Here is a 26876-nt window from a genome sequence, read left to right on the forward strand (position 1 = left end):
TTACCCCCTCTCTTTCATTCTATATAAACCATACATAATAGCCTTTGAGGTGTCGTTATTTATTTTTAATTTTTTCTTATATTTATCCATTAAAAGTAAATTCATTCCTTTTTCAAAGTACTTATAGCTTTTAACAATTTGTCCAGCCAAAACTATTTCATCAGGATTATAATCTTCTAAATATTTATTTAAAATCTCAGATAAAATTTTTCCAAATTCAAAAAAAGTTTTCAAAGCATTTTCATCATTCATTTCAGCAAGATTATACAATTCTTTTGAAGACCTTACACTTAAACCATTTTTTTTAGATAAATCTACTATACCTCTATTAGAAATTAAATCGTCAATAATTTTCCCTCGAAACACTTCATCATACAACATTCCATTTTTTGGTATATTATATTTTCCTTTAAATATTTCGCCTTTGGATATGAAAGTTGAACCAAAACCTGTTCCAATTGTAAAATAAGCACCTTTCTCTACTTTATTTTTAAAATAATTCCCATACGCAAATGCTACAGCATCATTTATTAGTTTTATTTTTGTATTAGTATATTTATATTTATTTTTTTCGGCTAGGGCACTTCTTAATATCTCTATAAAATTTAATCCATACAAAGACGCATATTTGTTAAGCCCTCTTATTTTACAAATTCCCTTTTTATAATCAAAAGGACCTGGGAAAGCCATAAGAATATAGTCAACTTTATTTATAGATTCATCTTCTGTTAAGCTTTCTATTATATTTCTAAAGTTATCTATAATAACACTTTTCGATTCTTCAGATTTTGATTCATATTCTTTGTAATTATCAAAATCAACACGATTATCTTTAATTAATTTTCCTTTTATATAGGTTCCACCTACATCTAAATATACTGATACATCCATATTCTCACCTTATAAATGCCTTTATTACTTTTACTTGTTCATTATTTTCTGCTTTTAATATATATTTTTTTATCTTTTCAGGAATAATAAAAGTTTCTCCATAAAATATTCTAAAATCATCAAAACTTTTATCTAGAGATTTAATAACAATTGAAGAACCTTCTACTAAATTAAGCATATTTACACTATCATGTGTGCTTTGAATTATTTCATTAGAAAAAGTTAGCCTTCTAGTTTCTATATCTTCTGAAGAATATAATCCTGTTTTTTCTTCAACATATTCATCATTTTTTTCTATAATCTCTATATTGTTAAAAAATTCTTTCTTTACAAAATCTTTATCATAATTAATGTTTATCACATTCTTACCATGATGAAGTGATATAGGCCTTGGCTTTCCGTTTAAGTCTAACCTATCCCAATCCCACAGCTTAAATGTAAATCTGTTAGGAGTAGAGCTTATTTCTAAAACAACTGTATCTTTTCCACTTGAGTGTATTGTCCCAGCTGGTATAGAAATATGATCATGTGTTTTAACTGGGAAATTATTTATAAATTTTGCATCATCAAATTTATTTGTTTTTTGAGATTCTTTCAGTTTATTTACTAATTCGCTCTTCTGAACTCCATTTTTTACACCTAAATACACACTTGAATTTTTATCTGCATGAAAAATATAATAACTTTCATTTTGAGTGTATTTTGCTCCAAATTTTCTATATGCATAGTCAATATCTGGATGAACTTGTAAACTTAAATTTTGTCCATTCATAGTGTCCAAGAAATCAAACCTTATTGGAAAATCACTGCCATATTTGCCAAAGACTTTAATTCCTAATAGTTCCTTTGGAAACATAAAAACTAAATTTTGAGCTGGTATTTCAATTTCAGCATTATTTAATTTCGCTATGATGCTATTTTCTTCTGGCACACCATCAAATCCCCATGCTAAATTAACTTCATGATAGTCCAAGTTAAATTGTTTTTTAATCCAATCTCCTCCCCAAACTCCAGGTGCAAAAAATGGAACTAATCTAAATGGAGATTTTGTAAATTCTAATAATATTTTTTTATAATCACTAATATCTACCATATTTGGTGTAAATTCGTCTGATGAATCAATATAGTAATCAAATTTTTCCAGCTTGTTCTTTTTAATATAATCTGCTGCTGGCCACTCAAAATAATACGATCTTTTTATTTTTTCATCAAAAGATAAATTTTTAGAACTTTTCCAATTGTTCATATCTTTCTTATATCTTTTCTGAATTTCCCATCTAGTGACATCAATATAAAAGTTTAATTCGCAATCTACAATTTCACTTGCTAGTATCCCTATAAATATTGTCTTATCATTAAATAAAGTATTACTTAGGTTTTCTCTATCTAACAATTCTTCAAATTCAATATGAGAAAATCTTCCGAAGACTTTATCATCTGTTAAATCTGGTTTAATTTTATTTTCTATAACTTCAGTTGAATAAAAAAATTCATCAGTATCTACTATTGTCCAGTCATTAAATTTTCTAGATAGTTCCCTTATCCATGTAGACTTCATTACTCCAGGATAAATTTCGAATGATATATATTTAATTGAATTACTCATATCATATATATATCTTATTACGTTTTCATATCCAGTAATTATTTTTATACTATCTTTTATTTTTAAATATGGTCTTTCTCTATACATATCAACTCCTTGTTATATTGTTATATTAATATTATAATATTAATAACCATTTTTCAATCAAGATATTGTATATATCAACACTTGTATTTCCAATACTTTGAAGCGATTGTATTATCATCTTTTATTGAATCAAATATGAAAATATAATACAATATTGTATTATTAATATGAAAGGAAAAAATATGTTTAATAATAAAGAACCATTATACATTCAAGTTGCTAACGATATCCGTATGAATATTATTACCCAAAAATGGCCAGCAGGATTCAAATTACCTACTGAAAAAACATTGTGTGAAATCTATCATGTAAGTAGAATTACGGTTCGAAGATCAATCGACGAATTAATAAGAGAAAATTTAATTGAAAGGAAAAAATCTAAAGGGGCTTATGTAAAAACATTTACTGAACCAAAATATGAATTTTACACATTAGTAAAAAGTTTTAACAGAGAGATGATTGAAATTGGAGAAAAACCAATCACTAAAGTTCTTGATTTAGATGTAGTTACAGCAGATCATGAAATTGCAAATTATTTAAAAATCAAACCTGGAGAGAAGGTAATTAGATTAAATAGATTAAGAGGGAAAAAAGATAAATATTTTGCTTACTTTGAAACTTATCTAAGTTATAATGCTAAATTATTTGAAAGTCTAATTAACTATGAAGATTCTTTATATGAAAAATTAAAAGAACATAATATAAATTTAGTAAACAATAGAGAAATAGTAGAAGCTTTACTTCCAGTAAAATCTCTCTGCACACTATTAAACATTAATAAATCAACACCAATACTTAAGAGAACAAGATTTTGTGAAGATCCAGTAAAAGACTTTAATGAGTATACTAAATGTTACTATATAGGCACTGAGTATAAGTACTATGTTGATTTTTATAAAAAATGATATTTAGATTTTTTTTATTCTTAAATCTAATTTAACAATTATTTTTTATAAAAAAGTTTCTAGATTAATTTTACAATCCAAGATATAATAATATTAACTACATATAGGAGGCGAAATGGAAATATTAAAATTAAAACCAGCTACTAAAGATTATCTTTGGGGCGGTACAAGATTAAAAGAAAAATATAACAAAACCAGTGATGAAGACATATTAGCCGAAACATGGGAACTTTCTGCACATAAAGATGGGGAATCTTTAATCACAAATGGAGAATTTGAGGGCAAAAAGTTCGGAGAATATTATAGAGAAAAAGGCAATTCAATTGTTGGAAAAAACTATGACAAAGATAGATTTCCAATTTTGATTAAATTTATTGACGCTTTGAAACCACTTTCTATTCAAGTGCATCCATCTGATGAATATGGTCTTAAGAATGAAAATGACTATGGGAAAACTGAAATGTGGTACGTGCTTGAAGCTGACGAAGGCGCTTCACTATATTATGGATTTAATAAGGAAGTTACTAAAGAAGAATATAAGCAAGCCATCGAAGACGGTACGCTTGAAGACATTTTGAATAAAGTGTTTGTTAAACCAGGAGATGTTTTATTTATTGAATCTGGTACTGTTCACGCGATTGGCGCAGGAATAGTTATCTGTGAAATCCAACAAAACAGCAATGTTACTTACAGAGTTTATGATTATAAGAGAAAAGACAAAGATGGAAACGAAAGAGATTTACACATTGATAAAGCGCTTGAAGTTTCAAATTTAGTTCCTAATAAAGAATATTCTTTCGAAAATGAGAATGACATAAATGCAAACTTAAAGAGACTTGCAAAATCTGAATATTTTGATGTCTTCTCTGGAGAATTAAACGGTAGCGAAGAACTAAAAATCACAGAAGAAAGTTTCCAATCAATAATCATTGTCGAAGGTGAAGGAAACATTCAAACCGACGAAGAAACAATAGAATTCAAAAAAGGCGACTCATTATTTTTACCTGCTCAAAACGGCAGCTATAAATTAAATGGTGAAGCAAGATTTGTACTTTCAACATTACCATTATAATATGCAAAATATTTAAAAAGACCTAAAATCTCAGTTGAGTTTTAGGTCTTTTTTACTATTTTGTTATTTTAATTTAAATCTCTATAAGTTATTAATTCTACGTTATTTTCATTTAACAAATTAATTAACTTTTCTGAGGTGGCCATCTCTAAATCTTTTGCTCTAATCAATGAATATGTAGATAATTTTAGCAACTTATCATCAATGTATCCACAATGACATATTAATACTGCTAAATCATTTGTTAACATATCTGGAACTTCTTTTATTACATTTTCTTCTACATCCGTAACTAATTGATCTTCTACTTTAAACAAAGGTTTAATATTCCAATCTCCAGGTACATGATAAAAATTATTTTTCTCCAAAATATCCATACTAAATTTTAAATCATATTCTTTTGCTATTTTTCTGAAAGATCTGATTGTTACTGGTGTAACTAATGAATGAGGATGAATATATTCAGGCTTTCTACCTACGAGTTTGATAAATTTCTCTACTTGATTTTTCATTTCAGTATATACTTCCTCAAACTTATAAGGTTCTTCTTCGAAATCTATTTGAGTTTTTTCATTATTACTATCTTTTATTATTCCCTTTTTAAATCTTTCTACTGAAGAAATAAATTTACCATTTTTATCAACCAAACTAGGAATATTCTTTGGATCACTAACTGGATATCCAGCTACTAAATTTATATCTAATCCAAAACAACATTCTGGATAATTTTTTATTTGTGAGGCCGCAAATTCTGAAGCTTCTGTATTTACGAATAATCCCGTGTTCCTCACCAAACCATTTCTTATAGCTTTCAAAATACCTAAAGTAACACCTTCTGTTATACCAAAATCATCTGACTGAAATAATAATTTCAAAATTACCTCCTATTAGAATAATCCTAATGCCGCTAACAATAATGAAAGAACAATAATACCTATTACTAAATATGTTGGTCGTATTCCTTTATAAATTAATTTTACTAATATATACATCAACACAACACTTAGTAAACCAGGAAATATTTGATCTAAAACTTCATTAACAGATACACTCGCTTCACCAACAGTCAAAGTCCAGTCTAATGGCACATTAACCATTTGAGCAGTCATTGCTCCAACCATAATAATAGCCAAAATTGAAGAAGCTTTTGTCAATGGTTTTATTAATCCAGATTCATAAATTTGTTCAATAAAGTTTCCACCTAGCTTATAACCAGCAAAAACTAAATATCTTTTTGCAACAGATTGCAATACACCATATAAAAGGATAAAAATCAATACTCCAATCCAATTTCCTTGAGAAGCCAACCCTATACCTATACCAGCAGCGACTATTCTAATCAAATTAAAGAATATTGAATCAAACATTCCCGCTGTCGGCCCCATCAACGCAGTTTTAACAGATTCTATTGTTTTTCCATCAATTTTCCCCGTTTCTGCCTTTTGTTTCTCCATTGCTGCAGATATACCAGCAATAAATGAAAATGGTACAGCATGTGTATTAAAGAAGTTTTGATGTCTCTTATATGCTTTTATTCTTTCTTCTGGATTATCTTTATATACTTTTTCAATAACCGGAGACATAGTTAGTGTAAAACCATTTGCTTCCATTTTCACCATATTAAATGAAACAAACACTAAATGAGATCTCCAAAACAATTTATTAAGCATTTGCCTTTCTTCCATAGTTAATTCTTTTACTTTATCAGTCATTGAAAAAATCCTCCTCATCATTTGCTAAAATACTATTAGTATTCATAGATTGTACATTTTGCTTCAATAAAGAATTTTTTAAATCTATTAATTTTTTATCTTGAATAAATATAGTTATTGCCACAACTATTCCAAACATTGCAATAGCTAATATATGTAATTCTAAATATTTAGCAAGTACATAACCAAAAATGAAAAAATATCCTATTTCTTTTTCCCAAATCATTGAAGTTAATATCGCAAAACCTACTCCAATAAGCATACTAGCGCTTGCATTTAATCCTTTCATTACCCACTCTGGCAATGTAGAAAGAAAATTATTAAGTCCTTGAACTCCAAATGCTACTGAAATAAAAATAATTATGGATGGTATTAACCCCATCAAAGCACTTACAATAATGTTCTCGATCATAAATCTTTTAGGATTACTTGCTGTTTTTTCCCAATGTGGAACCAATGATGCCCAAACTGGAGTAAATAACGCATTAAACGCGGCAATTGCTGTACCTATAGGTAAAGACAATGCAACACCTGCTTCAGTTGTAGAACCTGTAAGAATCGTATAAGCAACCGCAATAATTGATGCAGTAGTAGCATCTGCTGGTATCTGTCCACCAATCGCTGAAATTCCCATAAAAATGGATTCTAACGAAGCTCCCATGATTATTCCCAACTTAAAATCTCCTAAAACTGCCCCAACAATTGAAGAGATAACAATTGGTCTATTTAATGCCTGCCAAGAAAGTATACTTGGATCTAATATATATACAATAAGGTATACTACACTTAAAAGCACAGCTTCTTTAATCATTTTTTTCTCCAATCTTTAATAATTCTGACAATTTAACTGATGGATCATCAGGAATAGTTTGATAAAATACAGGAACATTTGTCTCAACAACCTCTTTTAACATAGCTTTTTCAGAATCATACAAATATAAATTTCTAGCATATGACTTTCTCTGTAAATCTGATTGTTTTTCAGCTATTCGTCCATAATTCCCTATATTTATTTTCTGTATTCCTTTAACTTCCCTTGTTATTCTTAACAAATCATTAATTTCACTCACAATAACTAATACATCTACACTATCAATCCTAGAATCATTAAGTAGTTTTATGGAAGATTCAATATCTTTTATCGCTACTTTAACATTTGGTGGAGAAGCCATAAGTAAAGATTTTTGAATTACAATATCTTTACTAGCTTCAGTATTTACTACAACTATCCTATTAATGCCCAACTGTCTAGACCACTTAATAGCAACTTGTCCATGAATCAATCTTTCATCTAGTCTAACAAGTTTAATCATATATTCTCCTTATCAAAAAAATTCTTCATCGATAATATCTATTTCATCTAAGTCAACTAATTTTATGGTTTCTCTAGATTCTCTAACGATATTCATCAATGTCTCCTTAGTAATATCTTTATCGTTCATTAATAAAATAGATATTACTAATGGTAAATTTATTCCAGCTATCAAAAAAATATCTCTATTATCTATATATTTTGAAATGAATTGATTTACACTACCTCCATAAATGTCTGTTAAAAAAATCGTCTTAACTTTCTTATCTCTTGAAGATAAATATTTTTCGACTTTATCTTCCAAATTAGTATCGTCAATAAAAGCATCATAAATGCTTATATTGTTTTTTTCTCCTAGTAAAATATTAATCGAGCTCTTTATTCCGCTAGCTAACTTCCCATGACTTGCTATAAAAATATTCATCCAACCTCCTCCTATGATATCTATTGCCTTAATTATATTAATAAAAGTATTCTTACTCAAACTTATAATTTCACTTATATTAGTGAAATGTTATAATACTTATATGGAGGATGACATGTACAGTAATACAAGACTTTATCAAATATTTAATATATTATCAAATTCAAATAGTTATATAACTTCTACAGAAATAGCAAATCGTTTGAATGTATCCGATAGAACAATAAAAACCGACATGAAATCTTTTGCGAATTATTTTTATAAACATGGTGCAAAACTATTATCAGTTAGAAGTAAAGGCTATAAAATAGAAATTTTTGACGAGTTAAAATATAATTCTTACAAGTTTTACAATGAAGTTAGCACATTTTTTTTATATAATAGTTCAAAATATTTATCCTCAAAACTTACACTATCTCTTTTACAATATTTGATAATTCAAGGTAATAAATACACAAATATATTAGAACTTTCCGAATTATTCTATGTTTCTGAATCTGTTATCAAATCTGAATTATCAACTGCGAGAGATTTTTTTGAAATCTTTGACATTTATAAACACACTTATAATAAAACTGGATCTAAATTTATCGGAGATGAAGTAAACATAAGGATATGTATGCTTAGACTATACGGATTATTTTATGATAAATTGTCTTATAATAGTGACATTTCGGAATTTTCAAAATATTTCCAAACAAATTTAAAAATCGTTAACAAGATAAGAAAAATCATAATAAAAAATATAAAAAAAAATAATTTGGTAATTTGGGATATAAATGTACAATATATAAGTAGATATATTGCTTTGGCGATAGAAAGAAATATAGATAATAAAATGGTATTATATAATTCTTTAAGAAACAAAAATTTAAATAATTTTCCTATTACTTTTAAAACTTCTACTAAAATAGCAAAAGACATATCTTATATACATGATTTTTCATCTAATGAAATTGAAATAATTCAAATACTATTAATACTTTTTTGCGAAAACAACTCTTCAGATTTCTTAAGTAAAGAGTTTAAAAATTATTATATAGAAGCCGAAGTAATAACAAATAGATTTACCCAATTGATATATAATCAATACGTACATGATAGTAATATTATAACTTTAATCAAACCTTCGATTATAAAAATGGTATTAATGTTATTATTAAAAAAACTATTTCTTTTTAAATTTTTAGAAACAGAGATGAATCTATTTCAAGTTCAAAATAAAAATATATCTCTTAATTTATATCCTATTTCTTATTTATTATGTGAAGACTTTATAAAAGTATTCACAGAAATTACACAAACAACTTTTAATCCCCAAGAAAAAAAATTTATTGTAAATAAATTTAGTAAATATATTTCAAATATAAATTTTGAATTTAATAAATTAGATATCGCTATTAGTTCATCAGATCTTACACAATCCAAAAATATTGAATCAAGAATATTAAAGATAATAAATTCTAATATTATTAACAGTATAGATACTATGCCTCTTTACGAAGGAAGAAATAAAGAAAATAAGGAATATGATATTTATATTATAGATAAAAATCTAGAAGTAGCATATAGATATAAATGGGAAATGATTGCAGCAGATATTTATTTTGATAAAGACTATAATCAGCAAATAATTAATAAATTAATAGAACTTTCTTATGATACCGACAAAAAAATACTAAAATATTGTCTTAAATTTAAAATTAATATATTAAACTATCTTCCCCAAGATAATGAAGACTATAATAAAATAAGTGATGATACATATATTAAATTAATTAACTCTTCAAATGATACTATCAATGTTTTTTCAACAAATAATCAATATTACATTGAAATATATACAAATATTAAAATATTAGAAGATATAAAAATAGTTAATATTGTCTTTTCATATATTATAAATAAAAAAATTAAAACCAAGAATCTAAATAACAAAAATAATTTTTTCAATGATATTATCAATTTTTATAATTCATTTTACTCAAATAAAAATTAAATACCTAAATAAGGAGCTATTGCTTAATCTTTTTCGCAACAACTCCTTTTCTTTTTACTCATCCTTCAAAAACTTCTCAACTCTTTCAATAAAATCCTTTAAAACTTCTATTCGTGCGAATTTTTTGTCCTCGCTGGAGATGACTTTCCATGGAGATTTTGTCGTTGAAGTGTAATGAATCATGTCATCCATTGCGATGATATATTCATCCCATTTGTCTCTATTTCTCCAATCCTCGTCGGTTATTTTGTATGGCTTTTCATCCTCTCTATCTTTAAATCTTCTTTCTTGCTCATCCTTTGAAATCACTAAATGATATTTTAGTAAAAACACTCCTTGGTCAATAAGCATCTCTTCCATTGTGTTTATCTCATCATATGCTCTGGACCAAGTCTTTTCATTCGCAAACTTTTCAACTCTTTCAACCAAAACTCTCCCATACCAAGAGCGATCAAATATGGCGATATGTCCTTTCTTTGGCATGTTATTGAAAAATCTCCACAAATAGTGATGATCTAGTTCAGCATCAGATGGAGCAGAAATCGGGTTAATGTTGTATACTCTTGGATCAATTTCGTTGACTAATCTCTCGATTGTGCCACCTTTACCCGCAGCATCTATTCCCTCAAAGAGAATAATCGTAGGGATTTCTCTTTTGTATAATTCGTACGTCAATTCACCCACTTTGTCTTGCAAATCACTTTTTATATTATCGTATTCCTTCTTAGAAATCTTTTGTTTAGTATCAATGGATTCGATTATTTTCTTATCATTTTTAGAATTAAACTTAAACTCTTCATCTTTTTTCTTATTCTCTTTGATAGCCTTCATTTGAGATTTAATCTCTTCAATGATTATTGAAAGCACCATTGTCGCCGCCATCTTCTTATCCTCAGCCGGAATGATATTCCATTTGGCAAAGTCAAAATCTGACATTTCAAGTATTTTTGAAATGTGTTTCTTATACTTATCAAAATGCTTTTGCTGATCTTTATCAGGCTTTGAAACCAAAAACTCCTTAAATCTGTCTTCCTCTAAATCTTTAATATTTTTCTTCTGAGTTTTCTCATCAATATCCATAAAGAACTTCAAAACTATGTGATTATCATCCGCAAGAAATCTCTCATGCTGTTCTAATTGTTGAATCTTATCTTTCAGATCATTATCGTCTATCTTCAAATCATTAAACAAATCAAAATACATAGATCTATAAAACACAGAAATATCCCCATACGCTGGAATAGCTCTCCAAAAGTTCACAGTATAGTTGTAATCCTTATTCTCGTCTTTGAATTTATCGAAAACATTCACCTTATAATGCTTAGTGTCAAGATTCTTCACAATCTCATTGATTATATATCCTCTATTCGATGACTCAAAACCGTCCACCATAATCAACACAGGTATATTCTCATTTATAATATCTCTTTGCAGTTTTGCTAAATCATCCCTCAATTTCTTCCTATCCAAATCCTTATAAGGCTCCAACACCTTATCTTTAACATAATCTAACATACTCTCCTCTTTTCATATAATAAATGTTACTGGTTATATACCCATATTAGAATGAAAAGTGATTTTATAATTAAATAATATACATTTTTCTAGACTAACATCTTATTAATTATTTCTTTATTCATTTCATTAAATCGTTGCTTCTTCTCCTCTTCATGTATAAATACCTCTCTATCAACTAATCTTTTCCTTTTCTTTGTTATATCTATATTTTTATCTTCGCAATAAATTTCTCTATCAGCATTATCACAAATTATTTTAAATATCGTATTCTGAAAAAAAGCCAAGTTTGCAGATTTATCTAAATTTAAATCGCTACCTTGTTTAGTTATTAAAATAGTCTTAGGTGATAGAGGCATCATTATGATAGAATTTTCTAAGCCCCAACCTCTAGTGAAATTTATCTCATTTATATTTTTCCTAAATGTTATTACAGGATTATCTGAAGTTGGAAATGAGAATCCAGGCAAAGCATTTATTAAATACCATTTTTGATTTTTTAAATTATTCTCATATACATAATTAATTAAAAAATTAATGCCGTTTAATGCACTTTCTCTAACAACTACCGAAGAAATTTCTATTGTGTTATCCTTAGAATTTAACTTTACTCTAGTTGGATTAAATGAACTTACAAATTCTATTTTTTCTAGGTCTTTTCTTATTTTCAGTTTACCTTTAATTTTATATTTTTCTTTTGCTTTATTAATAGATTTTTGGATAAGATTATCAACTTCATGTTCACTAAATTTTTTCATTGTTCTTTCAAAAAAATCAATAAGTAATTTTATGCCTCTTGGTGTTCTATATAATTGTATAGTTAAATATTTTACTAATTTTTCTAAATGATGCTTATTAACTTTATTAGTAATCAATATATCATCTATTATATTTTTTACATCTGATTCTATACCTCCAAAGGTTTTTTCAAAATAGTCACTTTCTTCTAATCCATCATAGAAGGTATATAAATCTCTCATAGTCGCTGTCTTTTTTATGGATTGAAGATTCCAAATTGGTACTCTTTTATCTGGAACAATAGTCTTATATACAAATATATTTTTATTATCTTTGCTCCAATTTTTCAAGTAAAATTGTGGTACATAATGATTATTTCTTGAAATAGTCATCTTAATCCTCTTTACCCTAATATTAATATTTAATTTTAACAAAAATTATTTTCCACCAAATATATATTCTTCCAACTCCTCAACATTCCCATTAAATAGAAACGTTGAAATGCCTAACTTTGCCGCTCCATCAAGGTTTCTTTGCATGTCATCAATAAATAATGTCTTTTCTGGAACTAAATTGTATTCATTAATTATATATTTAAAAATCTTTTCATCCGGTTTCATTAGTTTTAAGTTGGCAGAAACTACAATTCCATCAAAAAGTTCATTTCCCGGAACTCTATCCCAATATTTCGATTGTGCTCTGGATGCATTGGACAATAAATAAATTTTATATCCGCTATTTTTACATTTTTTCAGCAGATCATACATTCCCTCCATAGGAAGAATGGGATCATGCCATTTATGAATTAATCTTTTCGCCACTTCATGCAGATGTTTTGGTAATTTCTCTAAAGCAACCACTTCTAAATCCTCTTCATCCCATTCACCACTATCCAGTTTTATCCAATTTGGTGATCTGAAAATATTATTTAATAGAAGTTCTCTGTCTTCCGGATTTTCAATCTTTTCTCTTTCAATGAATGTTTCTGGCTCGTACCTTAACAGCACATTCCCCATGTCAAAAATCAAATTTTCAAAATCTTTCATTTTAGCATTTCTCCTTTTTACTTCACTATTTATGTAAATAGGCTATATCTACAAGTTACACATCATCTAAATTTGTTCGTCATTTGCTTTATCTATCTTTATTATATCAAAGATGAGTTTATTAAAGTTAGAATAAAACTTTAATATCTAGCATTACAATCTTTGAAATAAATGTAAATCTATGTTATTATCAAATTACAAATAAAACACAACTTATTAAGAGTATACTGAGGGAATTGGCCCAATGAAGTATCAGCAACCGACATTTTGAACGGTGCTAAATCCAACTCATATGAGAAAAATAAGTCTAACCATTCTGGCGCGACTTATTGTTGTGCTTTTTTATTTGAATAAAATAAAAGGAGTGGTAAAGTGGAAAATAAAAATAATTGGACAAAAAATTACAAGATCACAGAAAACAAGTATAACTTTGATAAATGGAGTATTGAGGAAAGAGTTGACTTTGTAGACATAGTATTGCATAAAAGAGCATATACTTTAATACCAAGGTTCCAGCCAGAAATTGTAGGATGCGTATTTAGAATGTTTTACAATATGAGAAAATTTGATGATATACTTGAAGAATTAGAAAATATCAAATCAACAAAATATTCTGAAGAAGAGAAAGAGAAAAGATTGAGTAAAATCGAAATGAATATTTTTGGTGAAATTGAAAATTTATTTACAACTCAAGCTTATCTTCGTGATCAAGAATTCTGGAAATATAGTGAAGAAGATGAAGATTAAATTAAGGCTGTTGCGAATTTGCGACAGCCTTTTATTAAATCAAAAAGACTGCTGAAAAATAACTTTTACGTCATTTTGCAACAGTCCCTTAATAAACTTTTTTATTCTATTTACATTCTTTCTTCGTTATTTGCTAATGCAAATTGTGAACCTTTAGCTCCTGTGAAGATTGTAAGTACCATTGCTACTGCCAATCCTATAAATGTCCATATAGAAGTTTTAGCAATAGTGTCGGATACTTCACCCGCTGTCTTTCTTGCATCTTCTACAGCTTGTTGAATGTCTTGTTTAGATTCTTCTACTTGATCTGCCGCTGCATTTAATTGTTTATTTGCTTCTTTTGAAGCTTCTTGCAATCCATTATAAATATTATCTACAGCTTTTTTAGATTCTGCTTCTGATAATTCAGTATTCTTTGATACCGCTTTAGAGATTGCATCCTTGTCGGCAGAATTTGCTATAGTTTCCGCTCTCTTCTTCAATGAATCAGTTAAATTGGTAATTATCTTATCTGCGTCTTCTGGTTTTAATAAAATGTCTTTACCAGCTTTTGTTATTTCATCTTGAGCTTCTTTTGTTTGATTTTGAATGTATTCTGGTTGTAATTCCTTAACGTCTGTATCTCTTAAAACATCATTGATATTCGCTTCTAATTCTTTTGTATCAATGTCTTTTAGATTTTCTCCAGCGGGATTGATACCATCACCTACTAAGTCTCCAAGACCAGAGCCTACTGTTGAAGCTCCATCTCCTAATAGTGAAAAGCTGTTACCAATTAAGCTAGAAACTCCTGAAACTGCTGACATTAGTCCACTTGTAAGCATAATGATAACTAAAACTAAACTTGTCGCCCATGTTAGGAATCCATGTAATACTCCTACTCTACGAGCTGCTAAACCTGCAACAAAACCTGCTGCTGCAAATGCTAAAATCATTTGAATAAGTGTCCAAATTATTACACCTGTACCAACCCCTTCAAATGGAGTGGATGATGTAGGATCTAATATACCAAATCCAATCGCATTACCAATTAAAGATAAAAGTGCCAATGTCGCGAAAAATGTCACTACACCCGCTATCACAGAAGACCAAGAAATATTATATCCCGCCTCTGCTGTTAAGTTACGTCTTAACCACGTTGTTCTTGTATTTCTATGTCATTTTTCATATTTCCCCCTAAAATTTAAATGAGAATTAATTTTCTCATATTAGTTTGATACCTGGCATCTTATATCTTTTTAAATACCCGGCATGAAAAATTATAAACAAATATACAAGATATTTTTGAAAAATTAATAAAAATTAAACGTAGCATTTTTGAAAAAAGCAAGTGAACCATTGCATTTATAATGGTTATTTAAAAATTATTAAACGAATAAAATTTAATATATTAATAAATATTAAAACTCAATGCAATACGAAGAACTATTTATGCATTATGTTACTACTCACTAATTATCTTTCCAATAAGAAATCTATGATATTTTTATGAATGATTCCATTCTGACTAAAGTCATTTTCATCCATTGATAAAACATATTTTGGATAGTTATCTGTAATATTTTTATATACACCAAATTCTCTATCACGAGTTTTCTCAGTTTCTAAAAGATAAGATATTTGAAAATATTTTACTTCCTTATCTTTTTCAGCAATAAAGTCAATTTCACATTCACCTATTCGCCCTACTTTAACCTTATAGTTTCTACTTATTAACTCATTATAGATAATATTTTCAAGCGTACGTTCTATATTTTTTGTATTAGAAAATCCTATAGCTTCTCTAAAACCATGATCATTAATAAAATATTTTTCTTCAATTTTCAAAACTTTTTTACCAATATAATCATAGCGAGAAACTTTATCTATTATAAATGCATCTCTACACATTTCTAAATAATTTAATACAGTATCTATAGAAACTCTTAACCCCTTATTTTTAAGATAATTTCTAATACTTGTTGCAGAAAAAGTCTGAGCAATATTTTCAATAGTATAATTTAGGATTCTGTTAAATAAATCTACATCTCTAATATTATTATAAGTTAACACATCTTTTACAATTACCGTATTATAAACATCTCTTAAATATTTGAAGCTAGGTTCTTTTTCAAAATTAAAATATTTTAATAATGGCATTCCACCTAATTCAATATATTTTCTGAATAAATCCGTATTGTTTAATCCACTATGACTATACAATTCCTTAAACTCAATAAACGTAAAGGGTTTTATCTGAAATTCAACAAATCGCCCAGCTAATAGAGAACTTAAATCTCCGGATAAAAGTGAAGAATTAGAACCAGTAATATAAATATCACAATTAAAATCTACTCTGAATGAATTAATTGCACGTTGCCAATTTTCTACTAATTGGATTTCATCAAAAAATAAATAAAATCTTTCTTTACTATTTTCAATCTTCTCATATATATATTCGTAAAGATTTTTCTCATTCTTAATATCCGAAAACTTAAAAGATTCAAAATTCATGTAAATCTTATTCTTCTCTTTAACTTTACTTAAAAGGTTATCTTTTATTTGCTCCATTAAAGTGGATTTACCAACTCTTCGCATTCCTACAAGAATTTTAATAACGGGAATATCAATAAATTTTTTTATTCTATCAAGATAAATTTCTCTTTCTATCGTTTTCATGGTAGCTCCTTTATTTCGATTATAATCGAAATAAATATAGTTTTCAAGACATATTTCGAGTATAATCGAAATTAATCTCACTTTTTGCAATTTTATCGACTATAGTCGAAATATTTAAATAAAAATTTTTATTTCTTTTCCATTACAAATTCTATAAATTTATCCAATTCTAATTTTACCTCTTTAGAAAGCTGGGCTACCCACCTCGTTGGAATGCTGTTAAATCCTAATCTCGCGCCAACCATTCCTCCTGCAATCGCTGCAATAGTATCAGCATCACCACCATGGTTGACCGCACCAGTTATGCATTCCTCAATTGACGGCTTATTAGCCCAATACAAGACGTTATTGTATGTATTATAAATGTATCCGGTCGGCTTCTTTAATTTCGTTTGTTTCAACTCAACTTCTTCGTTATTAAGGTATTTTCTAATAATAGTAGTGTACTCTTCAATGATTTCCCTACAGGCATCATTAAAATGAGTAATTTCACCCTGAATAACATTCATCTTCGCGTATTTATCCTCATCCATCAATGCACAAGGTAAAGCTCGCATAAGTGAACCATTCCCAAGAGCAGTGCCATCTTCGTAAATGTATTTGCCAGAATCAATATAATGAGAAATTGCTTTTCTGCACTGATTACCAATGTGGGGCGGATTGGTCTTGTACCATTTCGAAAACTCATTGGCAGTGTTTTTCTTGAAAATTTCGTCATCTTCCATCATTAGAGCATTCATCACGCAAATGCTCATTTCCGTATCATCAGTCACTTCTCCCTGATTTAATGAAAGCCAACCGCCACCGATTATGTCAGTGATGGTGCCATACGCGGCTTTTATTTCTTCTGAAGTCATAAACTCAGCAGCTACTCCCATGGCATCGCCTATAGCGAATGCATAAAGCGCACCTTTGATTTTGTCTAGAAGTATTGGGTTTGAAGGTTTGGTGTTTGTGTTGATTGTCATTGATTGCTCCTTTCTTTGGGGATGAGGGGATGGCTTAGTTGGATTCTAAATATATCTAACTACTTTCTTTTTTAATTTTATCAAAAATATCTTTTAAAACATCTAATGTATCTGTCAATTCGATATTCTTTACATATGAATTAGCTTTAAGATAATTTTTCCAATTCTGTTTAATATAGTTGTCTGTTTTTATATCTTTCAAAATTTCTTTATAGTTTTCTATAATTTTTATGGAGCCTCTTTTATTAGAGGTATTTTCTATTGCTTTCATTAAAGTATTAAAATTAATTCTACCTACATAAATTTTATATAGAATATATACATCATAGAAGTCTCTCATTCTTGTAGAAGTAATATTTCTTCTAATAATTGTTTCTATTTTTTCCGCAAGAATTGTCTCTAAAGGATAGGACATTACTTCTATATGACCATTGTCAAAAATCATAGGATACTTGTAAATAACTTCTCTTAGAGTAATTATATCTCCTGTTGTTATATCCATTTTCATAGAATTATTAATCCTACCATAACGTACCGAAAATCTAATTCTATAATTTTCATATTTATCACTTTCTCGTATTTCCTTTATCCCTTCAAAAATGAACTTAATACCATCTTTAACATCAATGGATAAAATTTCCTTAACTATCCTAGTGATATTTTCTTCCGTTAGAGCAATTCCTTTTACAGTCACATCCATATCCATTGTTGTACGATTATTAATTCCAATAAGAGATGAAATTAAAAGACCACCCTTAATAATAAATAAATGCTGATAAGATGATTTTTCTAATCTTTCTAATATCCTCTCAAAAAAATACATTTGAAAAACTTCTTGTGGTTTTAAATCTTTTTCCTTAGCTAAGTGTTTTACTTTGCCTTTTATTTTTTTACTAGATCTCATAACAACACATCCAAATAGTTACGAATCTCTTTTTCAATTTTTAGTTCTTGTGCATACTTAATTAATTTTCTATAATTTATGTTTTTATTTGAGAAATATCTTTTAATTGCTCCTATAAAAGCTTGAGGATCTATTTTTTCACGGCTTTTTACTATATCACACACAGTTCGCTCCACATCATAAATAATAATTTCTCCTCCTAAAGGGCTTTTGCGTTTTTCTATACCTAATTTAAAAGTGTCTTTGTTAACATAATGAATGTCCAAATTATCATGTCTTTGTTTTAATCTTGAAGCATTATATCCTTGTGGCACTGAAATATGAATATGAGAAGGTACTCTATCAGATAAATCATGAAAATATAAAGCGGTATCGTATGAAAAAATTATTCTTTTACTATTACTTTGAATCAATACATATTCATCAACTATTTCATCTTTTAACGAATAAACTCCATGTTTCAGCCTATCTATTTTATTTTCTTTTGCAAGATAAGAAAGTCTAAAACGGTCAATTCCATTCGCCTCAGCTTCTTTCACATAAATTAATCCATTGTCATTTGCTATTTCTTCTAGTAAATACTTTTCGTCCTTCATAAAACTTCTCTTTTCTACTTTCGTACTTTAATTATAATATTTTAACGTACATTTGTAAAGAGAGTCATATTTAAATGTAACTATATAGTTACATTTAAACCTAAAAAAATTGAGGCAGCATTCCACCACCTCAACTCTAATTTATTATTTTATCTTTTTTCTGACCAATAACCATTCCCACTAAATTAGAAAATTAATAATTGTATCGTTTAATTTTCTTATTGTTTATTGGATAAAACATCGCTATATTCAGATCTTTTATCAAATTCTGATTTAGCGAATGGACAAAGCGGCAAGATTTTTACATTTTTACTTCTTGCTTGTTCTACTAATTCAGCTACAAGCTTAGTACCTATCCCTTGTCCGCCGTATTCTGGATTTGTTTCAGTATGGTCGATAATCCAAAGATTTTCGGACTCTGAATAATTGCAAAATCCTATTTCCTTACCATCATCATAAGCGGCAGATCTATGTTTATCTGGTTCATATTTAATATTAATCATTGATTTTCTCCTTCCTTTTGTAAGACAACTCTCCTGAAGGGCATGTATCAATAACTGCCATGATTTTTTCCGCACTTGCATTGTTCAAATTAATCCAAGGTCTTTTTTTCACATCAAAAACTTCAGGCGCCCCTTTTACGCAATTACCAGAATGCTGACAAATCTTAGCATTCCAGTAAACTATCAGTTCATCAGTTTCATATACTCTAACATCATCATCCATTTCAATCTACCTCTTTGCCGTTTTCTCAATGATTATCAGTCTCATAAATTTATTATACCCAATAATCTGAGAAATATATTTTGGAGGGAATGGGTGCTAGATGTAGAATAAAGGAAAGATAGAATATCGTAGTTTTTCATTATAATCTTTAATAGATTGTAATGTGAGAACTGTTTTTATAATCTCCTTAAGTTATCGATGCAAAATGAAACGATAAATGCAACGATAGAATAATCGTTGCAAAACAAAAATTTATCCTAATTATCTCTTTAATACTAGTATTTTATATAAATTACTTTTTTTACCACAAATCCGCAATATATTTAGGGCTGATTTACCACAAATCCGCAATATAAATCATTTAATAATTCTAATTAGAAATATCTATAGAATAAATCTACCTAATTTGATTATTTGTTAAATATGTAAATGAATATAGAATATTAGTGCTTTTTATAACATTTTTCCTTTCACTTTCAATTATAAAAATTATAAGAGTAATAAAATATTAAGAAGAATAAATTTTATAAACAATTAGAACAGACAAAACTTTTATTTCAAAAAAATCATGAAAAATTTATTAAAAATGATAAACAATACTACATTTTAATAATATCAAAAATTCTGAAACGCACTGACTGCAATATGTTTCGGAGCTTTTTTTATTTCGAAGTGTCAAACACGAAATTATATATAAGTTATTTGAAAATAATAACAAATAAATTTTTTTATAAGTAATATCATCATTTATTGATATTTTTTACTCTAACATTATTTTATTTCTCAAATTTTTTTTCATAATATCTGAACTTTTTTTATCATATGATGCTCCTACTATAGTTTTTGCATGTATTACTTTATCATCATTAAAATCCAAAAAAGTTCTTCTTTCACTTTGTAATAACATAATTTTACTATCAATAAATTCTATTATATCTCGACTAGAATTAAATATTGTATAGTTAGATCCATTATATGAATAAAAACTTTTATATATTATTCCGTCTATTCTTGACTTTCTAATGTAATCCGTAATAAACTGAGTGTATTTATATTCATTTAGATGATTTATAGGCACATAATATGATGTCATAATTCTAGTAAATAAATAACTTAAATCTATTTTATCTGATTCATCTGTAACGCCATAAACGAATTCATTTTGAAGATTTGACAAATCAATTACTTTAATATCTTTAAGAAGTCTAAAACGAGCAACAGAAATTAACTGTCTAGCAAATGGTTTAACTTCTGAACATGCTGTTTCAACATTATTAGCTAAATATAAGTATGACATACCCTTTATATTATTTCTACCTTCATTACCTATTCCTAAAGGAGCCTCTCTTGAGTTAGACTCGTCATACCCCATCAACTTTTCATCATTAATACTTAAATAATGTTTATTAATATGGTTATGCTCTATAATTCTCGCCCTATACATTATAGTTCCTTTATCTATAATTTTAATAAATTCAGAATTATCTTTTAAAATATACTTATCAATTATTTTTAAAAGAGAATCTGTGCCATCATTTTTAACTTCATTATTTTCTAATCTCTTTGAAAAGTCTTCTAGCATAAAATCAGTATTTATTCTTTTGACATAGTTATTAAACTGTTCAATTAAAGTTTTATATTCCTCTGAATTAGTCTCTTCTCTATTATTTTTATACATAAATTATCTCCTGTTAATAAAATATAATTATGTGAATATAGATTTACATAATCTATTAATATCCATATAATGGTGCAAAATTATAAAAGTAAAAATGAGACATTGAATTTACCTTATATAATGCAAGTTAAATAACTAACAAAAAGAGTTAAATTATGACTCAATATTATTTTACACTATTAATAGGTAAAATAATAGAAATTTAATCATAAAACAACAATTTATACAATTTAAAATAACAATGGAGATAGATTTTACTCTAACTCCATTAAAATGTTATTCTAATTCTTTAGCAACACTATTTGACAAAAAAAAACATTATTTCTGTTTAGTTTTATTAGTAAGTATTATCTATATTATCAATACTATACTTAATTTTACTACCATTCAATGAATGTATCTTATCATATGCAATTTTGTGTGGCTTTTTGTTATATATCCTATCTTTATCGTCACTATTATCACTTATATTTCTATTTACAGGAAATTATAGGGTCAAAATGAGGTCAGTACTTTTTATCATGCAAACTAGGATTTATATCTTCCTATTTTATTCTTTTCAGAAAAAATTCTTTTATTAGTATTTTTAATCCAATGATTCAAGAGGTTTATAATCAACAATTACTTGTACAAATTTGCGTGCTTCTGCAAGCTTTGATTCAGTTGCTAAATCGTAGCTTTCTAGCACATAATAAACCCAATCCTTCTTTTCTTTATTAACCGTTTTGTCAAAACATTCCATTTCACCAACTGGAACAACAAATAGACCTGCAGATTTACATGATGCTTCAACTTTTTCATATGCTGCCGGTTCGTTGCCGGTAAAGCCCGCCTTACCTACTTTCTTTATCTGATCCCAAGCATTATTTACATCATTACTTTTGGCATTCATACTGTCGTATATAGTTTTCATATTCTTATATAGCGTAACTTCCCAATCTATTGCAAACGATGCTGTGATTGCTTTAAAATTACGGCTATCGTCTAGAAGATCAAAATCACAAATTGCAACTACCGGAACATTCACGGCCTTTAATGCTTTGACAACATCCTTAATTCGTGATTTTCCTCCACAATGAGTAAACAATATATCCGGAGCGATTTCATTTTTATGTTCATAAATCGAATCTATAATCGCCTGATAAAATAAACAGTCATAATCACTTTCGCAAACAACCACTTTTTCGTGAAACAATCCACTCAACATATTAGAATATCGCAAAATAGGATTACCCCATAGTTCCTTTATTTTATCATTTTGAAGCACACTCATCCTATTAATGTTACTATATCGATTAATTCTGATAACTGTGACATTCTCATTATCAGCATCTAGTAAACCTTGTAAAAAATCTTCACTGTGTGTAGATATTAGTAGCTGTCGACTATCTGGATTATTGCTTCCAAGCATCTTTCCTAATAATCTTGCTTGCGGTGGATGCAAAAAAGCTTCTGGCTCGTCAATTAAGGTGATAGAATACTCAGATGTAAATGTGTCAAGTAAGATGGTAGCAAAACTACGCATACCATCACCCTGCTCTTGGAGTATAGGCAATTTTGCAACTTGAATGTAATACTCATCTTGATTTGCAATTGTAAATGCTGTTTTGTCAGGAGCTTGTCCAATATGTAACGGAATTGTTTCCATTTCATTCCGGTTTAAAATTAAATCAACCCCAAAAGCTTGTCGAAAATAGTCCGATAATTTCTGTGAAAGTGATTCATTATAATTCAGTTTGTAAATTGGATTCCTTTCTGATTGGGAATTTCTTTGTAATGCATTTGAAGAAGTTAGTCTTCCCTCCGTAGTAAGTCTCTTTATGAATAACAAATGAAAACCGTTATAAAATGTACGATCTTGCCACCAAGTTTGTAATGATATTTTATCAAAAACATTTCCAGACTCTATTAGCTCGTATTGTCCATACTTATTAATTTTAAATCGTTCTTTAATAAATGTTTCTTCATCTATTGTCCCTAAAAAATCATATTCAAAATCTTTTATTACAATAGTTGGGAGTTGATGTGATTTGTCTAAGCTCGTCTCAACATCTCTCAAAGTTTGGCTCTTTCCACAATTATTAGCTCCAGTAAATACAATTACACTATTATTATTTAGTGGTAATTGTGTACCATCATTAAATTTAAGGCTTTTTAGAAATACTTGTGGCTTTTGTGTGTCTGTTATTCCACTGTGTTCGAGATTTTTGCTCATAGCATCCTCCTTGTACTGCTTAATATTTTCTATAATTGTTATAGCACGCAATCGATAAATTCTCGTTTGTATTAATTATATCAAAATATAATATGATTCTGTTAATTTCTATTAAAAGTAAATCTCCAAAAATATTTAACTTTTTTCGGGGCAAAATGGGTCAAAGTATAAATATAATACTATGAATACTTTTATTTAGTTTTATTAGTAAATAAAACTTTTCAAGTTTCGAGCGTCTAAGCAAAATCGAATTTTCGAGGGCTTGACCAAAAAATTATATTTGTATTCTTCAGTAAGTAAAAATAAAATTTACGCGTTACGAGGACTGCGCAGAAAAAGGATATCTTTCGATATCCTTTTTTGAGCCACGCAATAGAGTAATATACATTTTTCAATTTAATCAGCTGTAAAGATTTTCTAAATTTTGAGAGTCTCGCAGGAGCTTGCTCTGAGGACTAGCGAACAAATTTAGAAAATTCTATTCCCACTCGATATATCTATTGATTTAGTTTTGTATAAATAGCATAAAATCATGGGTTTTGTAATTGGATTTAGCCTTATTATCCAATTTATTTCTGTTTATCTGATTTTTTGCAAGCATATTGCAAGCATGAAACTACAACTTATTCTTTAGCATTCATTTTTACCTCTGAAATCAAAATACCATTTTCATTATTTTTTAGCATTTCAGAAACCAAATTTTCAGAAAAAATTACGGTACCATTATCTATATCAGCCTCAAACATATCAGCATATTTTTCTTGCAACAATTTTGATAGAATACTGCTAATACCACAATTCAATAACGCAATTTTAGCTTTATCATCTGTTCCGTATTTTATTTTTAAATAAAGAGATTCTTCAATAAGTTCTAAAGAATATAGAATTTCTATATATTTTACTAGTTCATTATCTATAAAATCATATTCTTCTTTCAATCTTACGATAGCTAAATTAACCTTTTCATATTCATCTTTTTCTGTAATGTCAGTCCAATACTCTTTATGTCCACCTCTGGTTTTATCCCCCCATTTACCAACATAAACAATTCTTGATTGCTCTTCTCTAAGCGTATTCCAATATCCAACCACCTCATCTATCATTACTTTCATGGTAAATCCCATTATTCTCCAGTTAATTAGCATTTTATAAAAACTTTGTGCTTCATGTTCTCTCAAACGCTTTAAATTATTGTATTCTCCTTTACTATCATTTATTTTAGAAAAAAATAAATAGTCTATTATATTGAAAACTGTGTCTATACTTTGAGCTATATTTACGTTTTCTAGCTCATTATCTATCTGCTTCTCTATTTCAAATATATCGAATATATTAATATTATTTTCAAAACATAACTGCCCAACTTTTGTTTTTGCCTTATTTGAGTTATTGTTTGTTATAACATCGCAATGAGAAATATTTTCTAAAATATCTTCTGCCTCTTTCTTTTTAGTTTCATTAGAATCAGAATTAACTAACAGTGGATTTTTTACATCATCAGTGATTTTATCATAATCTTCAACTAATATTTTTCGTCCTTTAACAAAATTTTCTACTTTAAAATCTTTTCTACAATATCTTCCTTTAACAATATGAATTTCTGGTAATAAGTATTTTAACTCTCCAGTACTACTATTAAAAATTTCTCCAAATCTGCATACCCTTCCAACTAAATTTTTAAAGGCCGATGGTGATAAATAGCCATTCCCCCTGTAAGGATCTAATATAAACATCCTCGTTGCAGGAATATTCACACCTTCAAGTAATGTAGAATTAGCAATAAGCATTTTTATTTCTGGTATATTAGCATACAAGTCCTCTATAAAGTATCTTATTGGCTCTGGTATTGAACCATGATGATAAATAACCCCTTTTTCAATATAATTAGCTAATTTATAATCTTCATGTACATATTCTCGCAAATCACTGGCAGCTTTATTAAGTCTAAGTATTTGCCTTTCTGGGAGTTTAGAGAATAGTTTATATGCAAAGTTTTCAAGTTTCTTCGGGCTGTTTAAATATATTATATTTTTTTCATCACAATTATCAATAACAACATCTGCATCGTCTCCTAATTCACCGACCTGAAATTCAATAAGCTTGTCTTTCATAGTAGAATATTGATCTAACAAAACTTTCTTATTGTTTTCTATGTCGTAAAAATAAAACATTTCTGACTTGACATTTTCTACAACACTATACCATTCAGCAACATTAGAAATATGTTTAATTTTTAAACTTTCTTTAGATTTTAAAAATGGGGTCAAATATTTACACACAAGATTATCATTTCTTTTTTTACAAATAATAATAACTGAAGCTAAAATCACACTACGTGTTCTCTCATTTGAAAATTCATCTAATATATTATGAGCTTCATCAACAACTAATAAATCAAATATTAAATCTGGATTACTCTGTAGTAGCCTTAATAATCTTTCTTGAGTTAAAACAGCAATTATTTCATCGTCTTTATTAGTATACATTTCCGGATATGTTATTATTTTCCTATATCCAAATTGATTTATAATTCTTTTCTTTGTTTGTGCCAAAAGAGATTTAGTAGGTGAAATAATACATATTTTTTTAAATTTAGTGTGATCAATAAATGATAATATCAATTCTGTTTTCCCATACGATGTTGGAGCCACAATAATCTGAGATTGCAATTTTGATTCTCCTGCTTTCCTAAATAACTCGAACTGTCCTATTGTTTTATCTGAATTGTTCCATCTAAATTCATCGTTCTCTATACTATTTATTTCAGTATAGAGATTTCCATACTTCTCTGAATAATTTAAGTTATTTTCTATAAATTGGGATATTGGGATAAGCCCTTTATTCAAGCTTAATTCATATAACGGTTTGTAATCGTCCGTTATTTTACTATATAATAAAAATAATCTGTATCCTAATCTTTGTAAATTTTTATTGTTCAATCTAGCCAAAAAAATCCCTATAGATAATATTTTTTCTAGTTCTATATCAGATAACTCTACACCTATCTGTAACTTTTTATATAGTTCTGGAAATTCAGTGTTATAAAGCTTTCTCAATGTTAATTTATCCACTTCAAA

24 protein-coding genes and 1 riboswitch are annotated in these 26876 nt (G+C 27.9%); of the genes, 4 read left to right on the forward strand and 20 right to left on the reverse strand.

Annotated features, from left to right (window positions below; all coding sequences use genetic code 11):
• Positions 1-891 carry an ROK family protein gene (locus HMPREF9709_RS07925; RefSeq protein WP_005399092.1) on the reverse strand — a complete coding sequence of 297 codons (891 nt, stop codon included), beginning with the start codon at positions 889-891 and terminating at the stop codon, positions 1-3.
• 4 nt (positions 892-895) lie between these two features.
• Positions 896-2584: a class I mannose-6-phosphate isomerase gene (locus tag HMPREF9709_RS07930; RefSeq protein WP_005399093.1), complete on the reverse strand. Its 1689-nt coding sequence runs from the start codon at positions 2582-2584 to the stop codon at positions 896-898.
• A gap of 182 nt (positions 2585-2766) precedes the next feature.
• Between HMPREF9709_RS07930 and HMPREF9709_RS07935 the strand changes: the two genes are divergently transcribed.
• The gene (locus HMPREF9709_RS07935; protein ID WP_005399094.1) at positions 2767-3489 is read left to right on the forward strand and encodes a GntR family transcriptional regulator; all 723 of its coding nucleotides are present in this window, start codon (positions 2767-2769) and stop codon (positions 3487-3489) included.
• 115 nt (positions 3490-3604) lie between these two features.
• The gene (gene manA / locus HMPREF9709_RS07940; protein WP_005399095.1) at positions 3605-4561 is read left to right on the forward strand and encodes a mannose-6-phosphate isomerase, class I; all 957 of its coding nucleotides are present in this window, start codon (positions 3605-3607) and stop codon (positions 4559-4561) included.
• Positions 4562-4629: 68 nt separating this feature from the next.
• Here the strand turns inward: manA and HMPREF9709_RS07945 are convergent, their stop codons facing one another.
• From HMPREF9709_RS07945 to HMPREF9709_RS07965, 5 genes are read right to left on the reverse strand one after another with little or no spacing between them, the layout of a single operon-like run.
• Positions 4630-5436 (reverse strand): ChbG/HpnK family deacetylase, encoded by an 807-nt coding sequence (locus HMPREF9709_RS07945; RefSeq protein WP_005399096.1) that lies wholly within the window; start codon positions 5434-5436, stop codon positions 4630-4632.
• A gap of 12 nt (positions 5437-5448) precedes the next feature.
• Positions 5449-6273 carry a PTS system mannose/fructose/sorbose family transporter subunit IID gene (locus HMPREF9709_RS07950; RefSeq protein WP_005399097.1) on the reverse strand — a complete coding sequence of 275 codons (825 nt, stop codon included), beginning with the start codon at positions 6271-6273 and terminating at the stop codon, positions 5449-5451.
• The gene (locus HMPREF9709_RS07955; protein WP_005399098.1) at positions 6266-7084 is read right to left on the reverse strand and encodes a PTS mannose/fructose/sorbose/N-acetylgalactosamine transporter subunit IIC; all 819 of its coding nucleotides are present in this window, start codon (positions 7082-7084) and stop codon (positions 6266-6268) included. Before HMPREF9709_RS07955 ends, HMPREF9709_RS07950 begins: the two co-directional genes overlap by 8 nt.
• Positions 7077-7586, reverse strand: coding sequence for a PTS sugar transporter subunit IIB (locus HMPREF9709_RS07960; RefSeq protein ID WP_005399099.1), 510 nt, complete (start codon positions 7584-7586; stop codon positions 7077-7079). Before HMPREF9709_RS07960 ends, HMPREF9709_RS07955 begins: the two co-directional genes overlap by 8 nt.
• 12 nt (positions 7587-7598) lie before the next feature.
• Positions 7599-8009: a PTS sugar transporter subunit IIA gene (locus tag HMPREF9709_RS07965; RefSeq protein ID WP_005399100.1), complete on the reverse strand. Its 411-nt coding sequence runs from the start codon at positions 8007-8009 to the stop codon at positions 7599-7601.
• Positions 8010-8124: 115 nt separating this feature from the next.
• On the opposite strand from HMPREF9709_RS07965, the gene HMPREF9709_RS07970 reads away from it, so the two are divergent.
• Positions 8125-10008 carry an HTH domain-containing protein gene (locus HMPREF9709_RS07970; protein ID WP_005399101.1) on the forward strand — a complete coding sequence of 628 codons (1884 nt, stop codon included), beginning with the start codon at positions 8125-8127 and terminating at the stop codon, positions 10006-10008.
• A gap of 54 nt (positions 10009-10062) precedes the next feature.
• Here the strand turns inward: HMPREF9709_RS07970 and HMPREF9709_RS07975 are convergent, their stop codons facing one another.
• The 3 genes from HMPREF9709_RS07975 to HMPREF9709_RS07985 form a co-directional block, all read right to left on the reverse strand.
• A complete protein-coding gene (locus HMPREF9709_RS07975; protein WP_005399102.1) occupies positions 10063-11523 on the reverse strand; it encodes a polyphosphate--AMP phosphotransferase in 1461 nt (486 codons plus the stop codon).
• An 89-nt stretch (positions 11524-11612) separates the two neighbouring features.
• Positions 11613-12653: a DUF4238 domain-containing protein gene (locus HMPREF9709_RS07980; RefSeq protein ID WP_005399103.1), complete on the reverse strand. Its 1041-nt coding sequence runs from the start codon at positions 12651-12653 to the stop codon at positions 11613-11615.
• Positions 12654-12698: 45 nt separating this feature from the next.
• Positions 12699-13307 (reverse strand): HAD family hydrolase, encoded by a 609-nt coding sequence (locus HMPREF9709_RS07985; protein ID WP_005399104.1) that lies wholly within the window; start codon positions 13305-13307, stop codon positions 12699-12701.
• 210 nt (positions 13308-13517) lie between these two features.
• Positions 13518-13615: riboswitch (SAM riboswitch) on the forward strand.
• A 64-nt stretch (positions 13616-13679) separates the two neighbouring features.
• Between HMPREF9709_RS07985 and HMPREF9709_RS07990 the strand changes: the two genes are divergently transcribed.
• The gene (locus HMPREF9709_RS07990; protein WP_005399105.1) at positions 13680-14054 is read left to right on the forward strand and encodes a hypothetical protein; all 375 of its coding nucleotides are present in this window, start codon (positions 13680-13682) and stop codon (positions 14052-14054) included.
• 110 nt (positions 14055-14164) lie between these two features.
• On the opposite strand, the gene HMPREF9709_RS07995 is transcribed toward HMPREF9709_RS07990, so the two are convergent.
• The 10 genes from HMPREF9709_RS07995 to HMPREF9709_RS08040 form a co-directional block, all read right to left on the reverse strand.
• Entirely contained in the window at positions 14165-15121 is a 957-nt protein-coding gene (locus tag HMPREF9709_RS07995; RefSeq protein WP_211204500.1) for a rhoptry family protein, read from the reverse strand.
• A 388-nt stretch (positions 15122-15509) separates the two neighbouring features.
• Complete coding sequence (locus HMPREF9709_RS08000; RefSeq protein WP_005399107.1) at positions 15510-16712, reverse strand: ATP-binding protein; 1203 nt, start codon at positions 16710-16712, stop codon at positions 15510-15512.
• A 128-nt stretch (positions 16713-16840) separates the two neighbouring features.
• Positions 16841-17680, reverse strand: a complete 840-nt coding sequence (locus tag HMPREF9709_RS08005) for an ADP-ribosylglycohydrolase family protein (RefSeq protein WP_005399108.1) — start codon at positions 17678-17680, stop codon at positions 16841-16843.
• A 55-nt stretch (positions 17681-17735) separates the two neighbouring features.
• Positions 17736-18584 (reverse strand): nucleotidyl transferase AbiEii/AbiGii toxin family protein, encoded by an 849-nt coding sequence (locus HMPREF9709_RS08010; RefSeq protein WP_005399109.1) that lies wholly within the window; start codon positions 18582-18584, stop codon positions 17736-17738.
• The gene (locus HMPREF9709_RS08015; RefSeq protein WP_005399110.1) at positions 18581-19180 is read right to left on the reverse strand and encodes a type IV toxin-antitoxin system AbiEi family antitoxin domain-containing protein; all 600 of its coding nucleotides are present in this window, start codon (positions 19178-19180) and stop codon (positions 18581-18583) included. Before HMPREF9709_RS08015 ends, HMPREF9709_RS08010 begins: the two co-directional genes overlap by 4 nt.
• Positions 19181-19398: 218 nt before the next feature.
• Positions 19399-19683: a GNAT family N-acetyltransferase gene (locus HMPREF9709_RS08020; RefSeq protein ID WP_005399111.1), complete on the reverse strand. Its 285-nt coding sequence runs from the start codon at positions 19681-19683 to the stop codon at positions 19399-19401.
• Entirely contained in the window at positions 19676-19906 is a 231-nt protein-coding gene (locus tag HMPREF9709_RS08025) for a (4Fe-4S)-binding protein (RefSeq protein ID WP_005399112.1), read from the reverse strand. The genes HMPREF9709_RS08020 and HMPREF9709_RS08025 overlap by 8 nt, the downstream gene beginning before the upstream one ends.
• 760 nt (positions 19907-20666) lie before the next feature.
• A complete protein-coding gene (locus HMPREF9709_RS08030; RefSeq protein ID WP_005399113.1) occupies positions 20667-21584 on the reverse strand; it encodes an RES family NAD+ phosphorylase in 918 nt (305 codons plus the stop codon).
• A gap of 586 nt (positions 21585-22170) precedes the next feature.
• Positions 22171-23799, reverse strand: coding sequence for an ATP-dependent nuclease (locus tag HMPREF9709_RS08035; protein ID WP_005399114.1), 1629 nt, complete (start codon positions 23797-23799; stop codon positions 22171-22173).
• Between the two features lie 623 nt (positions 23800-24422).
• Positions 24423-26870 (reverse strand): DEAD/DEAH box helicase, encoded by a 2448-nt coding sequence (locus tag HMPREF9709_RS08040; protein ID WP_005399115.1) that lies wholly within the window; start codon positions 26868-26870, stop codon positions 24423-24425.
• Positions 26871-26876 lie beyond the last annotated feature (6 nt).

The sequence above is a fragment of the Helcococcus kunzii ATCC 51366 genome, assembly GCF_000245755.1.
Taxonomy (GTDB): Bacteria; Bacillota; Clostridia; order Tissierellales; family Peptoniphilaceae; genus Helcococcus; species Helcococcus kunzii.

Coding starts and splice junctions, on each gene's coding strand:
- HMPREF9709_RS07925 (WP_005399092.1), bottom strand. CDS start 891: ATGGATGTATCAGTATATTTAGATGTAGGTGGAACCTATATAAAAGGA.
- HMPREF9709_RS07930 (WP_005399093.1), bottom strand. CDS start 2,584: ATGTATAGAGAAAGACCATATTTAAAAATAAAAGATAGTATAAAAATA.
- HMPREF9709_RS07935 (WP_005399094.1), top strand. CDS start 2,767: ATGTTTAATAATAAAGAACCATTATACATTCAAGTTGCTAACGATATC.
- manA (WP_005399095.1), top strand. CDS start 3,605: ATGGAAATATTAAAATTAAAACCAGCTACTAAAGATTATCTTTGGGGC.
- HMPREF9709_RS07950 (WP_005399097.1), bottom strand. CDS start 6,273: ATGACTGATAAAGTAAAAGAATTAACTATGGAAGAAAGGCAAATGCTT.
- HMPREF9709_RS07955 (WP_005399098.1), bottom strand. CDS start 7,084: ATGATTAAAGAAGCTGTGCTTTTAAGTGTAGTATACCTTATTGTATAT.
- HMPREF9709_RS07960 (WP_005399099.1), bottom strand. CDS start 7,586: ATGATTAAACTTGTTAGACTAGATGAAAGATTGATTCATGGACAAGTT.
- HMPREF9709_RS07965 (WP_005399100.1), bottom strand. CDS start 8,009: ATGAATATTTTTATAGCAAGTCATGGGAAGTTAGCTAGCGGAATAAAG.
- HMPREF9709_RS07970 (WP_005399101.1), top strand. CDS start 8,125: ATGTACAGTAATACAAGACTTTATCAAATATTTAATATATTATCAAAT.
- HMPREF9709_RS07975 (WP_005399102.1), bottom strand. CDS start 11,523: ATGTTAGATTATGTTAAAGATAAGGTGTTGGAGCCTTATAAGGATTTG.
- HMPREF9709_RS07980 (WP_005399103.1), bottom strand. CDS start 12,653: ATGACTATTTCAAGAAATAATCATTATGTACCACAATTTTACTTGAAA.
- HMPREF9709_RS07985 (WP_005399104.1), bottom strand. CDS start 13,307: ATGAAAGATTTTGAAAATTTGATTTTTGACATGGGGAATGTGCTGTTA.
- HMPREF9709_RS08000 (WP_005399107.1), bottom strand. CDS start 16,712: ATGAAAACGATAGAAAGAGAAATTTATCTTGATAGAATAAAAAAATTT.
- HMPREF9709_RS08005 (WP_005399108.1), bottom strand. CDS start 17,680: ATGACAATCAACACAAACACCAAACCTTCAAACCCAATACTTCTAGAC.
- HMPREF9709_RS08010 (WP_005399109.1), bottom strand. CDS start 18,584: ATGAGATCTAGTAAAAAAATAAAAGGCAAAGTAAAACACTTAGCTAAG.
- HMPREF9709_RS08015 (WP_005399110.1), bottom strand. CDS start 19,180: ATGAAGGACGAAAAGTATTTACTAGAAGAAATAGCAAATGACAATGGA.
- HMPREF9709_RS08020 (WP_005399111.1), bottom strand. CDS start 19,683: ATGATTAATATTAAATATGAACCAGATAAACATAGATCTGCCGCTTAT.
- HMPREF9709_RS08025 (WP_005399112.1), bottom strand. CDS start 19,906: ATGGATGATGATGTTAGAGTATATGAAACTGATGAACTGATAGTTTAC.
- HMPREF9709_RS08030 (WP_005399113.1), bottom strand. CDS start 21,584: ATGTATAAAAATAATAGAGAAGAGACTAATTCAGAGGAATATAAAACT.
- HMPREF9709_RS08035 (WP_005399114.1), bottom strand. CDS start 23,799: ATGAGCAAAAATCTCGAACACAGTGGAATAACAGACACACAAAAGCCA.